Annotated in this window: 21 protein-coding genes; 13 read left to right on the forward strand and 8 right to left on the reverse strand. The window is 70.7% G+C overall.

The window, feature by feature from the left end:
• Nucleotides 1–79: 79 nt before the first annotated feature.
• The 4 genes from AC2XR2_RS25600 (at nucleotide 80) to AC2XR2_RS25615 (ending at nucleotide 2926) form a co-directional block, all read left to right on the forward strand.
• On the forward strand, nucleotides 80–289 hold the full coding sequence (locus AC2XR2_RS25600; RefSeq protein WP_016437488.1) for a helix-turn-helix domain-containing protein: 210 nt from the start codon (nucleotides 80–82) through the stop codon (nucleotides 287–289).
• A gap of 176 nt (nucleotides 290–465) precedes the next feature.
• Nucleotides 466–564: a 30S ribosomal protein bS22 gene (locus AC2XR2_RS25605; RefSeq protein ID WP_003948845.1), complete on the forward strand. Its 99-nt coding sequence runs from the start codon at nucleotides 466–468 to the stop codon at nucleotides 562–564.
• A 233-nt stretch (nucleotides 565–797) separates the two neighbouring features.
• On the forward strand, nucleotides 798–1859 hold the full coding sequence (locus tag AC2XR2_RS25610; RefSeq protein ID WP_330265194.1) for an NAD-dependent epimerase/dehydratase family protein: 1062 nt from the start codon (nucleotides 798–800) through the stop codon (nucleotides 1857–1859).
• 14 nt (nucleotides 1860–1873) lie between these two features.
• Entirely contained in the window at nucleotides 1874–2926 is a 1053-nt protein-coding gene (locus AC2XR2_RS25615) for a lysophospholipid acyltransferase family protein (RefSeq protein WP_330265193.1), read from the forward strand.
• Nucleotides 2927–2995: 69 nt separating this feature from the next.
• Here AC2XR2_RS25615 and AC2XR2_RS25620 read toward each other — a convergent pair whose 3' ends face one another.
• The 3 genes from AC2XR2_RS25620 to AC2XR2_RS25630 all read right to left on the reverse strand — a co-directional run bounded on the left by AC2XR2_RS25620 (nucleotide 2996) and on the right by AC2XR2_RS25630 (nucleotide 6450).
• Nucleotides 2996–4213, reverse strand: coding sequence for a DUF5667 domain-containing protein (locus tag AC2XR2_RS25620; protein ID WP_491516405.1), 1218 nt, complete (start codon nucleotides 4211–4213; stop codon nucleotides 2996–2998).
• A 245-nt stretch (nucleotides 4214–4458) separates the two neighbouring features.
• On the reverse strand, nucleotides 4459–5232 hold the full coding sequence (locus tag AC2XR2_RS25625) for an ECF subfamily RNA polymerase sigma factor, BldN family (protein WP_028809350.1): 774 nt from the start codon (nucleotides 5230–5232) through the stop codon (nucleotides 4459–4461).
• 315 nt (nucleotides 5233–5547) lie between these two features.
• Complete coding sequence (locus AC2XR2_RS25630; RefSeq protein ID WP_330265191.1) at nucleotides 5548–6450, reverse strand: HAD family hydrolase; 903 nt, start codon at nucleotides 6448–6450, stop codon at nucleotides 5548–5550.
• Nucleotides 6451–6544: 94 nt separating this feature from the next.
• Here AC2XR2_RS25630 and AC2XR2_RS25635 point away from each other — a divergent pair, with 94 nt between their 5' ends.
• The 7 genes from AC2XR2_RS25635 to AC2XR2_RS25665 all read left to right on the forward strand — a co-directional run bounded on the left by AC2XR2_RS25635 (nucleotide 6545) and on the right by AC2XR2_RS25665 (nucleotide 14374).
• Nucleotides 6545–6832, forward strand: coding sequence for a glutaredoxin family protein (locus tag AC2XR2_RS25635; protein WP_491516406.1), 288 nt, complete (start codon nucleotides 6545–6547; stop codon nucleotides 6830–6832).
• Nucleotides 6833–7068: 236 nt separating this feature from the next.
• On the forward strand, nucleotides 7069–7857 hold the full coding sequence (locus AC2XR2_RS25640; RefSeq protein WP_330265189.1) for a redox-sensing transcriptional repressor Rex: 789 nt from the start codon (nucleotides 7069–7071) through the stop codon (nucleotides 7855–7857).
• Nucleotides 7854–9602: a glutamyl-tRNA reductase gene (locus AC2XR2_RS25645; RefSeq protein WP_491516407.1), complete on the forward strand. Its 1749-nt coding sequence runs from the start codon at nucleotides 7854–7856 to the stop codon at nucleotides 9600–9602. Before AC2XR2_RS25640 ends, AC2XR2_RS25645 begins: the two co-directional genes overlap by 4 nt.
• Nucleotides 9599–10558 (forward strand): hydroxymethylbilane synthase, encoded by a 960-nt coding sequence (hemC, locus tag AC2XR2_RS25650; protein WP_330265187.1) that lies wholly within the window; start codon nucleotides 9599–9601, stop codon nucleotides 10556–10558. Before AC2XR2_RS25645 ends, hemC begins: the two co-directional genes overlap by 4 nt.
• The gene (locus AC2XR2_RS25655) at nucleotides 10555–12261 is read left to right on the forward strand and encodes a bifunctional uroporphyrinogen-III C-methyltransferase/uroporphyrinogen-III synthase (protein WP_381305306.1); all 1707 of its coding nucleotides are present in this window, start codon (nucleotides 10555–10557) and stop codon (nucleotides 12259–12261) included. The genes hemC and AC2XR2_RS25655 overlap by 4 nt, the downstream gene beginning before the upstream one ends.
• Before the next feature lie 470 nt (nucleotides 12262–12731).
• Nucleotides 12732–13724, forward strand: a complete 993-nt coding sequence (hemB, locus tag AC2XR2_RS25660) for a porphobilinogen synthase (protein WP_449352473.1) — start codon at nucleotides 12732–12734, stop codon at nucleotides 13722–13724.
• A 293-nt stretch (nucleotides 13725–14017) separates the two neighbouring features.
• The gene (locus AC2XR2_RS25665; protein WP_381305311.1) at nucleotides 14018–14374 is read left to right on the forward strand and encodes a DUF805 domain-containing protein; all 357 of its coding nucleotides are present in this window, start codon (nucleotides 14018–14020) and stop codon (nucleotides 14372–14374) included.
• Between the two features lie 28 nt (nucleotides 14375–14402).
• On the opposite strand, the gene AC2XR2_RS25670 is transcribed toward AC2XR2_RS25665, so the two are convergent.
• Nucleotides 14403–14579, reverse strand: coding sequence for a hypothetical protein (locus AC2XR2_RS25670; RefSeq protein WP_381305314.1), 177 nt, complete (start codon nucleotides 14577–14579; stop codon nucleotides 14403–14405).
• A gap of 231 nt (nucleotides 14580–14810) precedes the next feature.
• Here AC2XR2_RS25670 and AC2XR2_RS25675 point away from each other — a divergent pair, with 231 nt between their 5' ends.
• Nucleotides 14811–15713 (forward strand): SAM-dependent methyltransferase, encoded by a 903-nt coding sequence (locus AC2XR2_RS25675; RefSeq protein WP_381305317.1) that lies wholly within the window; start codon nucleotides 14811–14813, stop codon nucleotides 15711–15713.
• Nucleotides 15714–15817: 104 nt separating this feature from the next.
• Complete coding sequence (locus AC2XR2_RS25680; RefSeq protein WP_381305319.1) at nucleotides 15818–17038, forward strand: aminotransferase-like domain-containing protein; 1221 nt, start codon at nucleotides 15818–15820, stop codon at nucleotides 17036–17038.
• On the opposite strand, the gene AC2XR2_RS25685 is transcribed toward AC2XR2_RS25680, so the two are convergent.
• The 4 genes from AC2XR2_RS25685 to AC2XR2_RS25700 all read right to left on the reverse strand — a co-directional run bounded on the left by AC2XR2_RS25685 (nucleotide 17035) and on the right by AC2XR2_RS25700 (nucleotide 20056).
• On the reverse strand, nucleotides 17035–17538 hold the full coding sequence (locus tag AC2XR2_RS25685; protein WP_491516408.1) for a hypothetical protein: 504 nt from the start codon (nucleotides 17536–17538) through the stop codon (nucleotides 17035–17037). The two genes, AC2XR2_RS25680 and AC2XR2_RS25685, sit on opposite strands and share 4 nt — an antisense overlap.
• The gene (locus AC2XR2_RS25690; RefSeq protein WP_381305325.1) at nucleotides 17535–18782 is read right to left on the reverse strand and encodes a putative T7SS-secreted protein; all 1248 of its coding nucleotides are present in this window, start codon (nucleotides 18780–18782) and stop codon (nucleotides 17535–17537) included. Before AC2XR2_RS25690 ends, AC2XR2_RS25685 begins: the two co-directional genes overlap by 4 nt.
• The gene (locus AC2XR2_RS25695; RefSeq protein ID WP_381305328.1) at nucleotides 18782–19108 is read right to left on the reverse strand and encodes a hypothetical protein; all 327 of its coding nucleotides are present in this window, start codon (nucleotides 19106–19108) and stop codon (nucleotides 18782–18784) included. The genes AC2XR2_RS25690 and AC2XR2_RS25695 overlap by 1 nt, the downstream gene beginning before the upstream one ends.
• Nucleotides 19109–19261: 153 nt before the next feature.
• Nucleotides 19262–20056, reverse strand: coding sequence for a DUF4253 domain-containing protein (locus AC2XR2_RS25700; RefSeq protein WP_381305331.1), 795 nt, complete (start codon nucleotides 20054–20056; stop codon nucleotides 19262–19264).
• Nucleotides 20057–20058: the final 2 nt, after the last annotated feature.

Genomic DNA, 20058 nt, shown 5'->3' on the forward strand with positions numbered 1-20058 from the left:
GGGGAGTGAGCACGCAGCGACGAAGAGTCACCGGAAGGGGAAGCCGGTGGCCGTCGAGTGCGGAAGGTTCAGGTGTGTCATGGCTGCTGAGCAGAGGCCTCTGAGCGAGGTTCAGTTCCTTACCGTGGCGGAGGTCGCCTCGGTGATGCGAGTGTCGAAGATGACCGTGTACCGCTTGGTGCACAGCGGTCATCTGCCCGCGATCAGGGTGGGGCGGTCCTTCCGCGTCCCCGAGAACGCGGTTCACGAGTACCTCCGCGAGAGTTACGTGGGGGTGGAGACGGCCTGACGGCGCGGTTCCGGGGAGGTCCATGGGGGCCTCAGGGCACTCGCGGACCCCCTGCCCGATCTCCCCGGTTCACCTCGATTACGACCTCAGCGCTCGGGCGGGTAGGCTAGCCCCTCGTAGGTCGTGTGGGCCCATGATGCCCAGCACCGAGTGATGAGAAGTGAGCGAGGGTAGTCGTGGGCTCTGTTATCAAGAAGCGGCGCAAGCGGATGGCTAAGAAGAAGCACCGCAAGCTGCTCAAGCGCACGCGCGTTCAGCGTCGCAACAAGAAGTAAGGCGACGCCGCGCAAGCAGCGTGTCTGTGGCCCCCCACCCAATGCCGGTGGGGGGCCACATGCGTGTCGGGAGTGTGGCGGTGGGCTGGATGTCGTCACCTCGCGCAGCGGGCGGTCATCACAGCGCAACATCGACCCGCTAAGTTGGCCGCACACGGGGAACGCGGCACAGGACCGGTGCCGTATCAGGGCGGCACCAGGGCCGGACCACGGCTGGAAGGAAGGCGCTGATCTTGGGAAAGGTCGTGCTCGTGACCGGGGTGGCCAGACAGCTGGGCGGCCGCTTCGTACGACGCATCCAGCGTGACCCGCAGGTCGACCGGGTGATCGCCGTGGACGCGGTCGCGCCCGAACACCATCTGGGCGGTGCCGACTTCATCCAGGCCGACATCAGGCAGCCCGGTATCGCCCGGGTGCTGGCCGAGACGGCCGCCGACACCGTCGTACACCTGGATGTGACGGCGATGGCGCTGGGCAGCGGGAGCCGGACCACGGTCAAGGAGACCAACGTCATCGGCACCATGCAGCTGCTCGGGGCGTGTCAGAAGTCGCCGAACGTGCAGCGGCTCGTGGTGAAGTCCAGTACGAACGTGTACGGCTCGGCGCCCCGGGATCCGGCCGTGTTCACGGAGACCACCCCGCCCAAGTCCCTGCCGTCCGGGGGCTTCGCCAAGGACGCGGTCGAGGTCGAGGGGTATGTGCGGGGGTTCGCGCGGCGGCGCCCGGACGTGGCCGTGTGCGTGCTCAGGTTCGCCAACATCCTGGGGCCGACGGCGGACACCCCGCTCGCCTCGTACTTCGCGCTGCCGGTGCTGCCGACCGTGCTCGGGTACGACCCCCGGCTTCAGTTCGTGCACGAGGACGACGTGATCGAGGTGCTCAGGATCGCCTCGCACGAGCCGGAGCGGGGCACGCTCAACAGCGGCACCTTCAACATCGCGGGCGACGGCGTGCTGTTGCTGTCGCAGTGTTCCCGGCGGCTCGGGCGGCCCACGGTGCCGCTGCTGCTGCCGGCCGTCACCTGGGCCGGGTCGCTGGTGCGTACGCTGGGGGTGACGGACTTCTCGCCCGAGCAGATCCGGCTGCTGACCCACGGCCGGGTCGTGTCGACGGTCCAGATGCGTGAGACGCTCGGATTCCGGCCGAAGTACACGACGGCGGAGACCTTCGCGGACTTCGCGCGCAGCCAGGGCCCCGGACTGCTGCCGCCGGAGGCCGTCGCGGGAGCCGTCGACCGGATCGCCGCGCTGCCCCTCGCGGGTGGCAGCCACCCACCGACGCAGAGCGCCAACTGAGGAGCGCATCAACGATGGCGGACGCCAAGGTCATTCCGTTCGACGACGACCGGTCCCGCGCGGGCGCCGTACAGCGGCCGCAGCGGCGCCGGAGCGCGGGGAGCCGGCGCAAGGGGCCCGAGCCCGCGCTGGTCCGTGAGGTCCAGCCCCTGCCCAGCAGGGCTTCCGCGCAGGATGATGTTCCTGTGACGCGTGAGGAAGAGCCGCCGCAGCAGGCGCACGACGAGGGCGGTCTGGAACGGCGGATCGCGGGGGGTCTCAACTTCCTGCGCCGGCGCCTCACCGGGGACTACGAGGTCGACGACTTCGGGTACGACGAGGAACTCACCGACCAGGTCCTGATGTCCCTGCTGCGGCCGGTGTACGAGAAGTACTTCCGGGTCGAGGTGAAGGGTGTCGAGAACATCCCGTCGGAGGGCGGGGCGCTGATCGTCGCCAACCACTCGGGCACGCTGCCGCTGGACGGGCTGATGATGCAGGTCGCCGTCCACGACCACCACCCGGCCGGCCGGCATCTACGGCTGCTCGCGGCGGACCTGGTGTTCATGCTGCCGGTGGTCAACGAACTCGCCCGCAAGCTCGGTCACACCCTGGCCTGCGCGGAGGACGCGGAACGCCTGCTCGGGCAGGGCGAGGTGGTCGGGGTGATGCCGGAGGGCTTCAAGGGCATCGGCAAGCCCTTCAGCGAGCGCTACAAGCTCCAGCGCTTCGGCCGGGGCGGTTTCGTCTCCACGGCCCTGCGCCAGCGCACCCCGATCATCCCGTGCTCGATCGTGGGCGCGGAGGAGATCTACCCGATGATCGGCAACGCGAAGACGTTGGCCCGCGTGCTGGGCTTCCCGTACTTCCCGCTGACCCCGACCTTCCCGTGGCTGGGCCCCCTGGGCGCGATCCCGCTGCCGACGAAGTGGACGATCCAGTTCGGCGAGCCGATCCCCACGGACGGCTATCCCCCGGAGGCGGCCGAGGACCCGATGCTGATGTTCAACCTCACGGACCAAGTGAGGGAACAGATCCAGCACACGCTCTACAAGCTGCTGGTGCAGCGCAGGTCGGTGTTCTTCTGAGGTTTTGTGCCGTACGACGATGGGGGCGCCCTTTGTGGAAAGGGCGCCCCCATCGTCATACGGGAAGAGCTAGTTCGCGTCCTCGCCGTTGAGGCCCAGGCCCGGCAGGAGGCCCGGGAGGAGCGGCGGGAGGGTGACGTCCGGGTCGGCCGAGGGGGACGGGGAGGTCGGGGTGGTGGTGTCGGTGGACTTCGGGGGGTCCAGGAGGCCGCCGGTGTTGCCGCCCAGGAGGCCGTCGTCGTGGCTGCCGGAGGGGGCCGCCTTGCTGGGGTTGCCGCCGCCGTTGTGCTCGGCGGAGCCGCCGGTGCCCGGGGGTGTGGAGCGGTCGGAGCCGGTCGAGGTGTCCGAGGATCCCGAGCCGGAGCCCTGGCGCTGACCGCCGCCCTTGCCGCCACCCTGGGCCGGGGCCTCGGGGAGCAGGGACTCGAGCGGGGCGACTTCTTGGTCTATGGCGTCGAAGACCGACGAGACCTGGTCGCTGACATCGCCGAGCTGCACGGGGAGCCGCTCGCGGAGCGCGCCCCAGGCCTCGCGGTGCGAGCGCGAGAAGCCGGCGAGGGCCTGGATGGGGCCCAGGGAGTTCGGGTCGCGCTCGTACGCCTCGTGCAGCAGCCGGTGGCCCTCGGAGGCGTCGTGCTGCATCCCGGACAGGGCGCGGCGGATCTCGCCCACGGACTCGTGGTCGAGGTGGCCGCCCCGGCCGCGCTCCATCAGCCGGCGGGCCTCGCTCAGCCGGGTGGAGGCCTGGTCGAGGTAGGCGACACCGCGCTCGTCGTCCCCGTCGGACAGGTAGTTGAGCTTGAAGTCCTCGATGCCGCGCTTGAGGCCGTACAGCGAGTCCCCGGGCAGCGCGTCCGAGCTGGCCGCGGCGACTCCGCCGAAGGCGCCGGCGGCCACTCCGACGCTCAGGCCGCCCGCGGCCAGGCCCTTGGTGAGCCGGGAACGCGGTCGCAGTTTGCCCAGCCCACTCGCCCGGTGCGCGCCCTTGGCCCGGTGGGAGCGCTGCTCGGGGACCGCGGGCTCGGGCCCGGCGCCCTCCAGCAGCATGGCCTCCATCGCGGCCACCAGCTGGGCCCGCTGCACGACCTTGACCTCGGGGTCCAGCTCGGGCCTGGGCAGCTCGCCGAGACACTCCGCGAGGGTCAGCAGGCGGTCCTGCCCGGTGTGTTCCGCGCCGGCCGGCGGGTGTCCTTCGGACTGCTCGGCCGCCGGGTCCCGGTCGGACTGCTCCTCCAGGGCCTGGGCGAAGGCGTTCGCCCGCCGGTGCGCCGATACGTTCGCGATCACTGGCGGCACCTCCTCTCGTCATGACGGTCGACTCCCCAGGGGGTCCTGAGGGTTGCACACCCTGACCACAAGCACTCGATCGGGTGATCGAAGTCGGCCAGGGAGTGACCACAGGGAGCCTGCATCCCGCACAACGAGCGGCGCGGCACTTGGGTTACGGACTGCGGATGATCGGATCGGGGAGTCAACGGACTTTCACCGAGAGCGAGTTGGCGATTACCGGGGGTGTGCTCGGGCGACCGCTCTCAGCGGGCGTCGTCCGGGAGCAGTCGGGCCAGGGTGCGCACGGCCCGGTACTGCAGGGTTTTGATGGCGCCCTCGTTCTTTCCCATGACCCGGGCGGTCTCGGCGACCGAGAGGCCCTGGAGGAAGCGGAGGGTCACGCACTCCTGCTGCTGCGGGTTGAGCCGGCGGACGGCGTCGAGCAGCGCGGCGTTGGAGAGGGACTCCAGGACGGAGTCCTCGGGTGAGCGCTCCACCTCGTTGGCGTCGAGCATCTCGCCGGTGGTGACCTCCAGGCGGAAGCGGCTCGACTTGAAGTGGTCGGCGACGAGGTTGCGCGCGATGGTGACGAGCCAGGCGCCGAAGTCGCGGCCCTGCCAGGTGAAGGTGCCGATCCTGCGCAGCGCGCGCAGGAACGTCTCGCTCGTCAGGTCCTCGGCGGTGGCCTTGCCTCCCACCCGGTAGTAGATGTACCGGTACACCGTGTCGCTGTACTGGTCGTACAGGCGGCCGAAGGCGTCGGCCTCGCCGGCCTGGGCGCGTTCGACCAGGTCCATCATGCGGGCGCTGTCGCTGTCCGCGGCCGGACGGCGGGCGGTGGCGGCACCGGTCGAACGCCCTCGTCTGCCGACGGCCGCGGAACCTTCGGCCAGTGCGTAGCACGGGCCGATCGGTGCCGTGGCTACGGCGAGGGCGGGGACGGCGTACGCGGTGGGGACGAAGCCGCGCAACAGGTCCTGGACCGTTGCGCGCAGCGTAGCCAGGCCCGAGGCGTCAACCCCGACGTGTGGGTACACGGGACTCCCAGAGGCAGAGCTTCCATCACGTGCAGTGCGGGACCGTTCACCCGTCGTAGCGACGGAAGGGGTACCGGATTGCGTCTGAGGAGAATAACGCTTAGTGCAGGCCCTGCTACACCCAGTTGCTCTATTCATCGATTACGTCGCTTCTGTAACCGATTGGTGCCCCATCAAGTACCGCAGAGTGACCGGTTGTTGATCGGAAACGGTCGCGTTCTGTCATGGAACGGGGCGTGTTGTGGCCGTGTGCAGCCAATGTCGCTGGACACGGCGTTACGCGGGCAAAACCCGTGGATTGGTGTGTTTGCCTGGTTACCGGCGGCGCTTGTGCAGCGCGATCGCCGCCGCCGTGCCGCCCGCCACCGCGCCCACTCCGGCCGCCGCCGGGATGCCGACCTTCGCGGCCTTCCTGCCGGTGCGGTAGTCGCGCAGGCGCCAGTCGAGTTGACGGGCGTGCTTGCGCAACTTGCTGTCCGGGTTGATCGCGTAGGGGTGGCCGACCAGGGAGAGCATCGGGATGTCGTTGTGGCTGTCGCTGTAGGCGGCGCAGCGGGACAGGTCCAGGCCCTCCGCCGCGGACAGGGCGCGGACCGCCTCCGCCTTCGCTGGGCCGTGCAGCGGTTCGCCGACCAGCTTGCCCGTGTAGACGCCGTCCACCGACTCCGCGACCGTGCCCAGGGCGCCGGTGAGGCCGAGCCGGCGCGCGATCACCTGGGCGATCTCCACCGGGGCCGCTGTGACGAGCCACACCTTCTGGCCGGCGTCCAGGTGGGCCTGGGCGAGGGCGCGGGTGCCCGGCCAGATGCGCTCGGCCATGTACTCGTCGTAGATCTCCTCGCCGATCGACTGGAGTTCGGCGACGCGGTGGCCCTTGACGATGGACAGGGCGGAGTCGCGGGCCTCCTGCATGTGCTCGGGGTCCTCGGAGCCGGCCAGCCGGAACCAGGCCTGCTGCCAGGCGAAGCGGGCGAGGTCGCGGGTCTCGAAGAACTTCCGTTTGTACAGGCCGCGGCCGAAGTGGAAGAGGGACGCACCTTGCATCACGGTGTTGTCCAGGTCGAAGAACGCGGCTGCCTTGTCGTCGCCGAGGACCGGGAACGCGGGTTCCTCTTCGGGCACCGACTTGCGCGCGGCCTCCGCCGAGGCCTCGCCTGCCAACACGCTCCGCGCCGTGGCGGAGCGCCTACGGGGAGTGAGCCATCCGAGAGCGGCCATGGCGTGAGCATAGCCAGTCTGTTCGGGGGTTCCGGAGTCGTGAGGTTTGGAGGGTGTGAACTCTCCGAGACTCCGCCGTTAATCAGGCGGGAGAATGGCCGGCATGAGTCCTATTTTCCGCCGCAGGCCGGCCCGGGCACCCGAGGACCGGGTCGTCACCCTGATCCGCAAGCCCGGCTGTCATCTGTGTGATGACGCACAGTCGGTGATCGAGAAGGTGTGTGGAGATCTCGGGGTTCCCTGGGAGCACAAGGACATCAGCGAGGATCCTCAACTCCACGACCAGTACTGGGAACAGATCCCCGTCGTGCTCGTCGACGGGGAGCAGCACACCTTCTGGCGGGTGGACGAGGATCGTCTGCGCAAGGCCCTGACCGACTAGTCCAACTGGTCCCGTTGGTCGCCTAGGATCGATGGTGACTTGGTCTTCGGGGGCGGGATTGATGAGGGAAGTGTGCGGTTTTGCCTCCGAGAGAGACGCGCGTGACCCCGGTCACGTTGGCCGGGCAAATCGGACACCATCTTTGTGCACGCGTTCACAAAGACATAGCCTGCATTCGACGGGGCGGTCCGGGGACGCATGACCGCCCACAGCCCCGCTCTACCCGCAGGAGCACCGTGGCAACTGGCCGAACTCACCGACCGGCGACCCGTAGCCGAGGGATTCCCGAGGCCACCGTCGCCCGGCTTCCGCTGTACCTACGAGCCCTGACCGCGCTGTCGGAGCGCTCGGTACCCACGGTCTCCTCCGAGGAACTGGCCGCGGCCGCGGGGGTCAACTCCGCGAAGCTGCGCAAGGACTTCTCTTACCTGGGTTCTTACGGAACGCGCGGTGTCGGCTACGACGTCGAGTATCTCGTCTACCAGATCTCCCGCGAACTCGGCCTGACCCAGGACTGGCCGGTTGTGATCGTCGGTATCGGCAATCTCGGCGCGGCTCTGGCCAACTACGGCGGCTTCGCGTCCCGTGGATTCCGGGTGGCCGCGCTGATCGACGCCGATCCGGCGATGGCCGGAAAGCCCGTCGCGGGCATCCCGGTGCAGCACTCGGACGACCTGGAAAAGATCATCGAGGACAACGGTGTGTCCATCGGTGTCATCGCGACCCCCGCCGGTGCCGCCCAGCCCGTCTGCGACCGGCTCGTGGCCGCCGGGGTCACCTCCATCCTCAACTTCGCGCCGACCGTGCTGTCCGTGCCGGACGGCGTCGACGTGCGCAAGGTCGACCTCTCCATCGAGCTGCAGATCCTCGCCTTCCACGAGCAGCGCAAGGCCGGCGAGGAGGCCGCCGGCTCCGACGGCGCCGGGCCGGTCACCGGGGCCGGCCGCGGTGCGTCCGCTGCCGCTTCCGCCTCCTCCGCCGACAAAGGGCCCGACGGGGACGTACCCGCCGTGATGCCGGCATGAGTCTCCTCGTCGTCGGACTGAGCCACCGCAGCGCACCGGTCAGCGTGCTGGAGCGGGCGGCGCTGCATGTCGATGCCCAGGTGAAGCTGCTCCAGGACACGGTCGCGGCGGAGCCGGCCGCGGAGGCGGCGGTGCTCGCCACCTGCAACCGGATCGAGCTGTACGCCGACGTGGACAAGTTCCACGCGGGCGTGGCCGAGCTGTCGACGCTGCTCGCCCAGCACAGCGGGGTGGGGCTCGACGAGCTCACTCCCTATCTGTACGTGCACTACGAGGACCGGGCCGTCCATCACCTCTTCTCCGTGGCCTGTGGGCTCGACTCCATGGTCGTAGGAGAGGGGCAGATCCTCGGGCAGATAAAGGACTCCCTCGCCCGGGCGCAGGAGCTGCACACCGCCGGGCGGTTGCTGAACGATCTCTTCCAGCAGGCGCTGCGGGTGGGCAAGCGGGCGCACTCCGAGACCGGGATCGACCGGGCCGGGCAGTCGCTGGTGACCTTCGGGCTGGAGCAGCTGGCTTCCGGTACGGCGGTGCCGGACTGGGCGGCGGGGAAGAAGGCGCTGGTCATCGGGGCCGGGTCGATGTCCTCGCTGGCGGCGGCGACGCTGGCGCGGGTGGGTGTTTCCGAGATCGTGGTCGCCAACCGGACCGCTGAGCGGGCTGAGCGGCTTGCGGAGATCCTCAATGACGCCGGGGACGTGGTTGCTCGTGCGGTACCGATGGATTCGGTGTCGGACGAGCTGACACGTGCCGATGTCGTGGTGTCCTGTACGGGGGCGACGGGGCTGGTGCTCACGGCTGAGGCTGTTGCTTCGGCTGTGCAGGGCGTTGACGCGGGCCGGGGGTGGGTCGCGCAACTCGGCGCTGACGAGGTGCCGCCCCGCTTTGGGTCGGGAGCCGCCCCAGGCGGCACATCTGCCCGCGGCTTGGCGGAACGGCAGACCGCAGGCTCTGCGGCTGAAGAAGACTGTCCCCTGGACCTTGCTCCCGTGCCCTCCACCGCCGGGTTCTCCGTGCTCGGGGAAGCCGCCGTGGCCGGGATGGCTGCCTCTGAGCTCGAGCAGCATGCCGCCTGGGTGGACAACGCGCCTCGGCCGCAGGGGTCCGTCACCGTCGTTGATCCGCGGCAGGAAGCCGACGCCATCGCCGCGCTCGCCGCTGCCGCCCAGGTGATCGGGCGGGTGCCCGAGCGGCGGCGGCCGGAGCCGGTGGCGGAGATTCCGCGGCCCGCTCCCTCGCTCTTCCTGCTCGACCTCGCCATGCCCCGGGACATCGACGCCGCCGTGCACCGGCTGGCCGGGGTGCGGCTCGTCGACATCGAGTCGCTGGCCGAGGCCTCGGCGGACGCTCCCATGGCGGCCGACGTCGACCAGGTGCGTCGTATCGTCGCCGACGAGGTCGCCGCGTTCGGGGCCGCACTGAGGGCCGCGCACATCACGCCCACCGTCGTGGCGCTGCGGACCATGGCCGCCGATGTCGTCGCCGGTGAGATCGCCCGGCTCGACGGGCGGCTGCCGGGGCTCGACGACAAGCAGCGCAGCGAGATCACCCAGACCGTGCGGCGCGTCGTCGACAAGCTGCTGCACGCGCCGACCGTACGGGTCAAGCAGCTCGCGGCCGAACCCGGCGGTGCCGGGTACGCGGACGCGCTGCGGACCCTGTTCGACCTCGACCCCGAGACGGTGGCCGCCGTCTCCCGCGCCGAGGACAGCACCACCGATGAGGAAGGCCGAGGGTCGGCATGAGTACCAAGGCGCTACGGCTCGGGACCAGGCGGAGCAAGCTCGCCATGGCCCAGTCCGGGCAGGTGGCGAAGGCCGTGAGCCAGGTGACCGGGCGGCCCGTCGAGCTCGTCGAGATCACCACGTACGGCGATGTGTCGCGGGAGGCGCTCGCGCAGATCGGCGGCACGGGCGTGTTCGTGACCGCGCTGCGCGAAGCCCTGCTCAAGGGCGAGGTCGACCTCGCGGTGCACTCGCTGAAGGACCTGCCGACCGGGCAGCCGGACGAGCTGGCCCTGGCCGCCGTACCGCTGCGCGAGGACCCGCGGGACGTCATCGTCGCCCGGGACGCCCTGAAGTTCACCGACCTGCCCCGGGGCGCGCGGATCGGTACCGGTTCGCCCCGGCGCATGGCCCAGCTGAACGCGTACGCCCGCGTGCACGGGCTTGATATCGAGACGGTTGCGATCCGGGGGAACATCGACACCCGGGTGCGGTTCGTGCGCGATGGTGAGCTGGATGCGGTGGTGCTGGCTGCGGCAGGGTTGCAGCGCATCGGCCGTATCGACGAAGTGACCGATTTCCTCTCGGTCGACACGGTTTTGCCCGCTCCCGGCCAGGGAGCACTCGCGATCGAGTGCACCGCGGACAACGCGGACCTGATCGCAGCGCTCGGCGAGCTCGACGACCCGTTCACTCGGGTCGCCGTGACCGCCGAACGGTCACTGCTCGCCGCCCTGGAGGCCGGCTGCTCCGCCCCTGTGGGCGCGCTGGCCGACCTGCTGGCCGACGGGCAGATTGTCAAGGAAATGCGCCTGCGGGGCGTCGTCGGCACCACCGACGGCTCGCGCATGGTGCAGTTGTCCACCACCGGTCCCGTGCCCGAGTCGCACGACCAGGCAATGGCGCTCGGCCGTGAACTCGCGGCCGGCATGCTTGCCCAGGGCGCGGCCGGTCTGATGGGGGAGCGAGCACAGTGAGCCCCACCACCCTTCCCGCCGGTCCTGAACACGGGCACGTCACCTTCCTCGGTGCCGGACCCGGAGATCCGGGACTGCTGACCCTGCGCGCCGTCGAGGCGCTCACGAACGCGGACGTCCTCGTCGCCGGGCACGAAGTGCTCGACGTCGTGCGCGTCCACGCTCGGTCGGGCGTCGCCGTCGTGGACACGGACACGGAGTCGTCCTCGGCTCCGGTTCCGGGCACGGGCGCGCCCCAACTGACAGTCGTTGACGGCACGTCAACAACCGCTCCTGTCCCCGCTGTACGGGATGCCGCACATCTTGTCATGGAGGCCGCGCGGGGCGGCAGGCGGGTCGTGCGTGCGGTGTCCGGGGACCCCGGGCTCGACGCGTACGCCGCCGAGGAGATGCTGGCCTGTGCCCGCGCGGGGGTGCCTTTCGAGGTCGTGCCCGGTGTGGCCGCGGCCGTCGGCGTGCCCGCGTACGCCGGTGTGCCGCTGCGCGACGCGCAGGGCGCCGACGTGCGGTTCGTCGACGCGCGCACGGCCTCCGACCGGTGCTGGACGGAGGTGGGGGCGTCCGACGGGACCGTGGTCGTGTCGACGACCCTGGACTCCGTCGGTGCCGCCGCCGGTGAGCTGGTCGCGGCCGGGCGCAAGCCCGACACCCCGATGACGGTCACCGTCGCCGGTACGACGACCCGGCAGCGGACCTGGACGGCGACCCTGGGCACCATCGCCCAGACGCTCAAGCAGGCCAAGGTGCTGCCCTCGCCCGAGGGCGGGCGGCCGGTGATAGCCGTGGTCGGTGAGCGGTCCGCCGCCGCCCAGCGCGACCAGCTGTCGTGGTTCGAGAGCAAGCCGCTGTTCGGCTGGAAGGTTCTCGTGCCGCGGACGAAGGAGCAGGCGGCGTCGCTCTCCGACCAGCTGCGGTCCTACGGGGCCGTGCCGCACGAGGTGCCGACGATCGCCGTCGAGCCGCCGCGGACGCCCCAGCAGATGGAGCGGGCGGTCAAGGGGCTCGTCACCGGGCGCTACGAGTGGATCGCCTTCACCTCGGTCAACGCCGTCAAGGCCGTCCGGGAGAAGTTCGAGGAGTACGGGCTCGACGCGCGTGCCTTCGCGGGGATCAAGGTCGCGGCGGTGGGGGAGCAGACCGCCAAGGCGCTCATCGCCTTCGGCGTGAAGCCCGACCTCGTGCCGAGCGGTGAGCAGTCGGCCGCGGGTCTCCTCGAGGACTGGCCGCCGTACGACCCGGTCTTCGACCCGATCGACCGGGTGTTCCTGCCCCGGGCCGACATCGCCACCGAGACGCTGGTCGCCGGGCTCATCGAGCTCGGGTGGGAGGTCGACGACGTCACCGCCTACCGGACCGTGCGGGCCTCGCCGCCGCCGGCGGAGACGCGGGAGGCGATCAAGGGCGGCGGCTTCGACGCCGTGCTCTTCACGTCGTCGTCCACCGTGCGGAACCTGGTCGGTATCGCCGGGAAGCCGCACAACGTGACGATCATCGCGTGTATCGGGCCGGCCACCGCGAAGACCGCCCAGGAGCACGGGCTGCGGGTCGACGTCATGGCGCCCGAGCCCTCCGTGCACAAGCTGACGGAGGCTCTCGCCGACTTCGGGTTGAAGCGGCGGGCGGCGGCGGTCGAGGCCGGGGATCCGGTGACGCGGCCGAGTGAGCGGCGGCCGGGGGCTCGTAGGCGGCGGTCTACGACCTGAGGGGCCTGTTCGATTCGGGTGCGGGTGCGGGCGCGGGTGCGGGTGCGGGTGTGTGGGGGCGGGCGTTTTTTGCGCCCACGCGGCGGAGCCGCATATCGACACAGTCCCGCGCCCCTGGATGCCTGCGGCGGCCCGTTGCGGTCCGGTGGGGGTGCGTGTAGCGCGTGCGGTCGGTTTGGGGTCGGGGCCGGGGTGGGGGTATCCGTCCTCGGTCCGGCGGCTCGGTCCATCGAAAAGGGGCCCGGTTCCGGACGCCGGCCGCTGCGGGCGGACACCCCCCACCCCGTCCCCTGCGCGCCGTCGGCGGCTTCAGGAGCGTTCACCGTCCCCACCCAGGGGCGCGGGGAACTGCGCGACCAGCCGCGACGGACTCGCAGCCGCCCCACTACCGCAACCGGCACCCCCATAGGCGCCCCAGGTCCGACGTGACGTCGGCAAAGGTGCTCGCGGGGCGGGCGTAGCTTAGGGGTATGACGACGTACGGATCCTTTCCCGGTGCGCGGCCGCGGCGGCTGCGGACCACTCCGGTGATGCGGCGCATGGTTGCCGAGACCCGGTTGCACCCGGCCGACTTCATCCTGCCCGCGTTCGTGCGGGAAGGGGTCAGTGAGCCGGTGCCGATCGAGGCGATGCCCGGGGTGGTGCAGCACACGCGGGACAGCCTGAAGAAGGCCGCGGCGGAGGCGGTGGCCGCCGGGGTGTCCGGGATCATGCTCTTCGGAGTGCCGGAGGAGTCGAAGAAGGACGCCCTGGGGACGCCGGGGACCGATCCTGACGGGATTCTCCAGGTCGCCATCCGGGACGTGCGGGCCGAGGTCGGTGACGAGCTGCTCGTGATGTCCGATCTGTGTCTCGACGAGACCACGGATCACGGGCACTGCGGGGTGCTGGACGCGGAGGGGCGGGTCGACAACGACGCGACTCTCGAGCGGTACGCCGAGATGGCTCAGGTCCAGGCCGACGCCGGGGCCCACGTGGTCGGGCCCAGCGGGATGATGGACGGTCAGATCGGGGTCGTACGGGACGCCCTTGACCAGATCGGGCGGGAGGACGTCGCCATCCTCGCCTATACGGCCAAGTACGCCTCCGCCTTCTACGGGCCGTTCCGGGAGGCCGTCGGGTCCTCGTTGAAGGGGGACCGCAAGACCTACCAGCAGGATCCCGCCAACGCGCGGGAGTCGTTGCGGGAGCTCGCTCTCGATCTGGAGGAGGGCGCCGACATGGTGATGGTCAAGCCGGCCGGGCCCTATCTCGACATCCTCGCGCGGGTCGCGGACGCCGTGGACGTGCCGGTCGCCGCCTATCAGATCTCCGGTGAGTACTCGATGATCGAGGCCGCCGCCGAGAAGGGCTGGATCGACCGGGACCGGGCGATCCTGGAGGCGCTGACCGGAATCAAGCGGGCCGGGGCGCGGAACATCCTCACCTACTGGGCGACCGAGGTGGCCCAGAAGCTGCGCTGACGAGGCCGCCGGACGGCGTGTCACGGCAACGGTTCGAGCTCGGTCCGGACACGGCTGGAGCTCGAACCGTCAACGTCCGGATAACAGGCCCCGGTTGGCCCGGTGAGGTTCTGGTGATCTGTCCGTAATTCGCACCCGGATGGGGTGGATTTGTCGGGCCGTGTCGGGCCTTCGATTTGATGGAGCGCTTACATCCGTTGAATTGACGAGTTCCCGACATCCTCCATATCTTCTGCGCCTGGCCTGATCCATTCGGAACGGTTCCGAACGGCGATCTCTGGGGGGACACCACCATGAGCTGGTTCATCGAAGTTCTCAAGAAGTACGCGGTCTTCAGCGGGCGTGCGCGCCGCAAGGAATACTGGATGTTCGCGCTGTTCGCGGGGATCATCTACGTCCTGTTCCTCGTCATCAGCCTCGCCACCAAGCAGTCGTGGCTCGTGTTCCTCCCTTACGTCGCGCTCCTGCTGCCCGGCCTGGCCGTCACCGTGCGCCGCCTGCACGACACGGGCCGCACCGGCTGGTGGTTCCTGTTCGGCTTCGTTCCGCTCGTCGGTGGCATCACCCTGTTCGTCTTCTCGGTGCTGGACAGCGAGCCGGGCGACAACAAGTACGGCCCCAACCCGAAGCTGGCCCCGGCGCACGTCTGAGCCGTAGCTCCCCTTCGAGGCCGCCCGGTCAGTGCCGGGCGGCCTTCTGGTTTTCCGCGGGGGCCACGGCGGCCGCCCCGGCCCTGGCCGGGCCCTCGTCCCGTACGCCCTGGCCGTCGTTGCACCCCGAGAGGGTGAGCAGCGCGAGGAGGGTCAGCAGGGCGGTGGCGGTGCGGGTGCGGGGGGTGTGGGGTCGGGTGGGCATGGGATCAGGTTGCGGGGCGGGTGGGGCGTACGCCAGCCTCGGCGGCGAATTCGGGACGTGCCGATCGGGGGAACGGGCCTGAGCTGCGGGGATGTTGTGTCCCGAGGCGTCGTCGTGGGATGCGGGACGGCCCGAGTCGGGCACCGGGCACCATCAACTGCCCCCGCGAGTTAGGTTCTTGACCATCGTGGTGGTTGTCCGTTGAAGGACCGACTCATAGGGGAGACGCCCATGTCCGGTGACGCGCTGAGCCAGGACCCGGCCGAGCTGGCCAAGAGGATCGACACCACCAAGGCACATCCGGCCCGCGTCTACGACGTCTTCCTCGGCGGCAAGGACAACTACCCCGCCGACCGCGAGGCGGCCGCCGCCGCGCTCGCCGCCAACCCCCGCGGCTACCTCGACGTACGCCACAACCGCGACTTCATGCGGCGGGCCGTGCAGCGGCTGGCCGAGCGGGACGGGATCCGGCAGTACCTCGACATCGGCACCGGGCTGCCCACCGGCGAGAACGTCCACCAGATCGCCCAGCGGATCCTGCCCGACGCGCGGGTCGTGTACGTCGACAACGACCCGGTGGTGCTGGCCCACGCGCGGGCGCTGCTCACCAGCGGGCCCGAGGGGCGTACCGACTACATCGACGCCGACTTCACGAGCCCCGCGCGGATCCTCGAACAGGCCGCCAAGACCCTCGACTTCGACCGGCCGATCGCGCTGTGCCTGGTCGCGATCCTGCACTTCGTCGAGGACGAGCAGGCCTATCCGATCGTGCGGGAGCTGGTCGAGGCGTTGCCGGCGGGGAGCCGGCTCGTGCTGAGCCACCTGACCGACGAGATGCACCCCGAGCCGACCCGCGCGGTCCAGCGGACGTACACCGAGCGCGGGTTCACCTTCGTGTTCCGGTCCAAGGCGGAGGTGGAGCGGTTCTTCACCGAGGTGCCGGGCCTGTCGCTGGACGAGCCCGGTGTGGTGCCCGCGCACCTGTGGCAGCCCGGTCCCGCGCCCGCGCCGCCCGCCATCGACGCGGAGGACTTCGAGGCGCTGGACGACATCGAGAAGATCCGCTACCGCGACATCAACGACGTCACCGACGACGACATCAACGTCTACGGGGCCACCGGCACCAAGGCGTGAGCGGGTGCCCGGCGTCCGTATCGCGGAAAGGTACTTGTAGGTGGCACTCGGTTCCTTAGGCTGCGCGGCAACCAGTCGTCGTCGCAGTCGAAGGAGCCGTGCCCATGACGGTGCCCACGTTCGCTTCCGTGCCGCCGCTCGCCGCCCGGGCCCGGGCGGTCGGCGGGTCGCCGGTACGGGACATCCTCGCCGTCACCGCCCGCCCCGAGGTGATCAACTTCGCGGGCGGGCTGCCGGCCCCGGAGCTGTTCGACGCCGAGGGGATCGCGGAGGCGTACCGCGCGGTGCTGGAGGAGATGCCCTCGCGGGCGCTCCAGTACGCGACCACCGAGGGGGAGCCCGTGCTGCGGGCGGCCCTCGCCGAGCGGATGTCGGTGCGCGGGCTGCCCACCGACCCCGACGACGTCCTCGTCACCACCGGCTCCCAGCAGGCGCTGTCGCTGCTCGCCACCGCGCTGATCGAGCCCGGGGACACGGTCCTCGTCGAGAGTCCCTGCTATCTGGCCGCCCTCCAGGCCTTCGGGTTCGCGGGCGCCCGGGTCGTCGCCGTGCCGGGGGACGAGGAAGGGCCCGATCCCGTGGCGCTGGAGGAGCTCGTCCTGCGGGAGCGGCCCAAGCTGCTCTACACCGTGCCCACCTTCCAGAACCCGACCGGCCGGACCATGTCCGCGCAGCGCCGGGCCGCCGTCGCGTCGGTGGCCGCGCGGTGCGGGCTGTGGATCGTCGAGGACGACCCGTACGGCGAACTCCGCTTCGAGGGCGAGCGGGTGCCGTGGATCGCCGCCCACGAGGACGCCCGCGACCGGGTCGTCCTGCTCGGCTCCTTCTCCAAGGTCATGGCACCCGGACTGCGGCTCGGCTGGCTGCGGGCGCCCGGCGAGCTGCGGCGGGCCTGCGCGGTCGCCAAGCAGGCCGCCGACCTGCACACCCCCACCGTCAACCAGCTCGCCGCGGCACGGTACCTGGCCGACCGGGACCTCGACGCCCATGTGCGGCACGTCGCGGGCGTCTACGGCGAGCGCCGGGACGCCATGCTCGCGGGTCTCGGCGAGGCCCTGCCCCCGGGATCGACCTGGACGCGCCCCGAGGGCGGCATGTTCCTCTGGGCGCGCCTTCCGTCGTCGTACGACACCACCGCGCTGCTGCCGCAGGTGGTGACCCGCGATGTGGCCTACGTGCCGGGGGCGCCCTTCTACGCCGGTGAGCCCGACCGGTCGACCCTGCGGCTGTGCTTCGTGACGCAGACGCCCCAGGAGATCGGGGAGGGGCTGCGGAGGCTGGGGGCGGGACTGCGGGGCGGCCCTGCCGGGGGTGGGACGCGCTAGCCGAAGGGTGAGACGGACGGGGAGGTCCAGAAGGTCACCGTCGGACCGTAGGAGCCGTCCTCCTCGTCGCTCACCTCGACGGTGATCTCCAGGTCGGGGTACCGGGCGGACAGGACGCCCTGCCAGCACTCCCCGAGGGCCAGGGCGAGTTGGGGCAGTTCCTCGCCGAGCTGATCGTCGTCCGTCAGGGGTGTGTTGCCGAAGGTGTCCCACAACTTGACCTGGTTGGTGACTGCTTCGACACGTTCCCTGTCGTCACCCAGCTTCGTGAACCAGTTGTCGACGTTCTCCTGGCCGAACCGCTCCTTGAGGAACACCCCGCCGCGGTACTCGACCGTCTCGGGGCAGAACAGCCAGGCCGCGGTTAGGACGAAGCGCAGGCCGCCCTCGAAGTCGAGGTAGTTGGCCGGGGTGAGGTCCTCGTTCTTCCAGTCGGTGCGCCAGCTGGTGAAGAACGCCGGCGGCCTCCGGTCGGACCACGACGGCTTGCTGCTGGTCACGGGATCTCCCACGGGAACGCGGCGCGTACTTCGTTCGACGGGCGCACGAAGACCTGGCCGGTCTTCGGGTTGGTGTTGCGCTCGTACTCTACGACGTGCGGGGTGTCCACCCCGCCGTGTGGACGGCCCTCCAGGTCCACCCGCTTCACCGCACGGCCTTCGGAGTCGTACGTCGTGTAGTTGGTGACTTTTCCGGTCTGCGGGTCCGTCTTGTAGAGGGTGCCGTCCTTCGGGCCGTTCTCCACCGGCAGGTTGTTTCCCGCGCGGCCGCCGGTGCCCTTGTACTGCTGGCCGTTCTTGATCAGATCGGAGGCGGGCTGCTGGGAGGAGCCCCCGGTCCCGGAGCCTTCGCTGTTCATCCGGAGAGGCTCGACCCGGGAGTCGCTCGTGGCGTGCTGGGCGAGGTCCACGGCGCCGGCGCCCGCCAGCCCGACACCCGTGGCGATCCCGGCGGCGGAGACCACGTTGAGGGGCACACCGGCGATGGCACCGACCCCGGTGGCGTCCAGCGCGACGCCGAGACCCTCACCACCGGCGCTGACACCGGCCAGGAGCATGCCGCCGAGCATCGCCGCGCTGTCGCCCGGATGCTGGACCATGGCGTTGCCGAAGGAGGCGAGGTCGTTGACGACGGTCTTGCCGCCGTCCACCAGCCCGTCGCCGACATCGCCGAGGACGTCGCCGACCTTGGACCAGAACCCCGGGCGCTCCGGGGCGGACTCGGTGGCCTTCCGCACCAGCGCGGCCGCGGTGTGCCCGGCGGTGTCCACATTGCCGCGAGCGGCGTCGAGATCCGCGCGGGCGCCGGCCCGGTCCGCTTCACCGGGATCGTTGAAGGGGATCTCGGTGGTGTCCCCCTTCCCGCGCGCCTCGGTGACCTGCCGGTCGTGGGCGTTCTTGGCGTTCGCGGTGGCCGCCTCGCCGCGCGCGTACCGCGATATGGCCTCGGCGGCGCGCTGCTGGGCCGCCCGCAGGGTGTGGAGGTAGTCGTACAGGGCGTTCGCCGCGGCGTGGAACTCGTTGCCGGCCTCGGTCCACCGGGCGGGCTGGCCGTGGAAGCGGTCCCGGAAGGCGTCGCCGGCCGGGCCCCGCCAGCCGTCCACGGTGTCGATCTTCGCCAGCCCTTCGCCCGCCTCGACGAGGACGTCGCCGTAGGCGAGCAGGGACTGCGCGGTCGTGGTCAGGGAATCCGGGTTGCCGGGGACGAGCGCGCGGGGATCCGAGGTCTCGCCGAGCTCGGCCATCAGGACGCCCCCGGGTCTGTTCCGGAGGGCGACTGAAGGATGCCCTCGGTGGAGAGCTGGATGTGTTCCTCGGCCGCTTCGTAGTTCTGGACGCAGCGGTTCAGCCGGTCGGAGACCTCGGAGCCGTCGGAGGCCAGGTGCGTGACGCCGATGTTCCACCGGTCGGTGAAGTCGACGACCGCGGAGGCCAGTTCGTCGTGCCCGAAGTCGCCCTTGGGAACGTCGATGTCGCTCACCTTCTTGGTGGCCATCGCGTCCAGCGTGGTGCTGATCCCGGTGGCGGCCTTGCGGAGCGCGCCGAGGTCCACGGAAAAGCCGTCCGGCATCCGAGCGCCCTCCCCCTGTTAAGGACCGCAAACGAGAAGGGAGTTTAGCGACGGATTCAGTAAGCCGGAGGCAGTGAGCGTGACTTGAGAGGGAATTTGCTCAGGGGAGACCTCGGGTTTGCCTTCCCTGCCCTGGGTGCCTCCTGAAACCGGTCAGTCCCACCAGAAGGACCAGACGCGCTGGTCCAGTACCTGGTGTGCGGCGTACTCGCGCAGGGTCTGGTGGTGGCCCTGGGTGATGTTGTCGGGGCAGAACGCGAAGTGCTCGGCGGCGACGGCCTCCGCGGCCTCCTGAGTGGTCGGCGGGGCGGCGACGGACACCGTCAGCTGGTCGAAGTCGAGGGCGATGACGCGTATGCCGAAGCGGTCCTCCCAGGAGCGCAGGACCGCGCACAGGCGCGCCACGTCGTTCTCGTGGTTCAGCGGGCCCGGCCAGCCGATCGCCGCCGGGATGTCCGCGCTGCGGCGGGCCGGGACCAGGGCCAGACGCGGGTCCTTGAACCACGAGCCCTCGTCGAGGAGCGCGTCCGCCGTCTCCGCGGCGCGTGTGTCGGGGTCGGCGGGGAGGGTGGAGGGGGCCTCGGCGAGACCCGGCCAGGATCCGTCGCCGGGGTCGGCGTACGACTCCCAGAAGTCCGCCAGGACCTCCTCCGCGTCGTGATCCCCGGGGTACGACATCTCCCCGGGCAGCAACTCCCACTCCCCGGGCCCGCCCTGGCTGCCGCCGACCTCTATCAGCACCGGCAGCAGACCGGCCCGCGCGGCACGCACACCGAGCGCGCTCCACGCCCCGGAGGACGCCGCGTACTCGGCATGCCACAGCAGCGGTTCGTGCCACGGCCCCTCGTCCGTCTCGTCGATCAGTCTCCCCAGAGGGAGTCCGAGTCCGAGCGAACGACCGCTCGGGTCTGCCGCGAGGGTGGGCAGCGGGTTGGGAAGAGTCGCCATGC

The organism is Streptomyces sp. LS-MS-L19, from assembly GCF_058382285.1.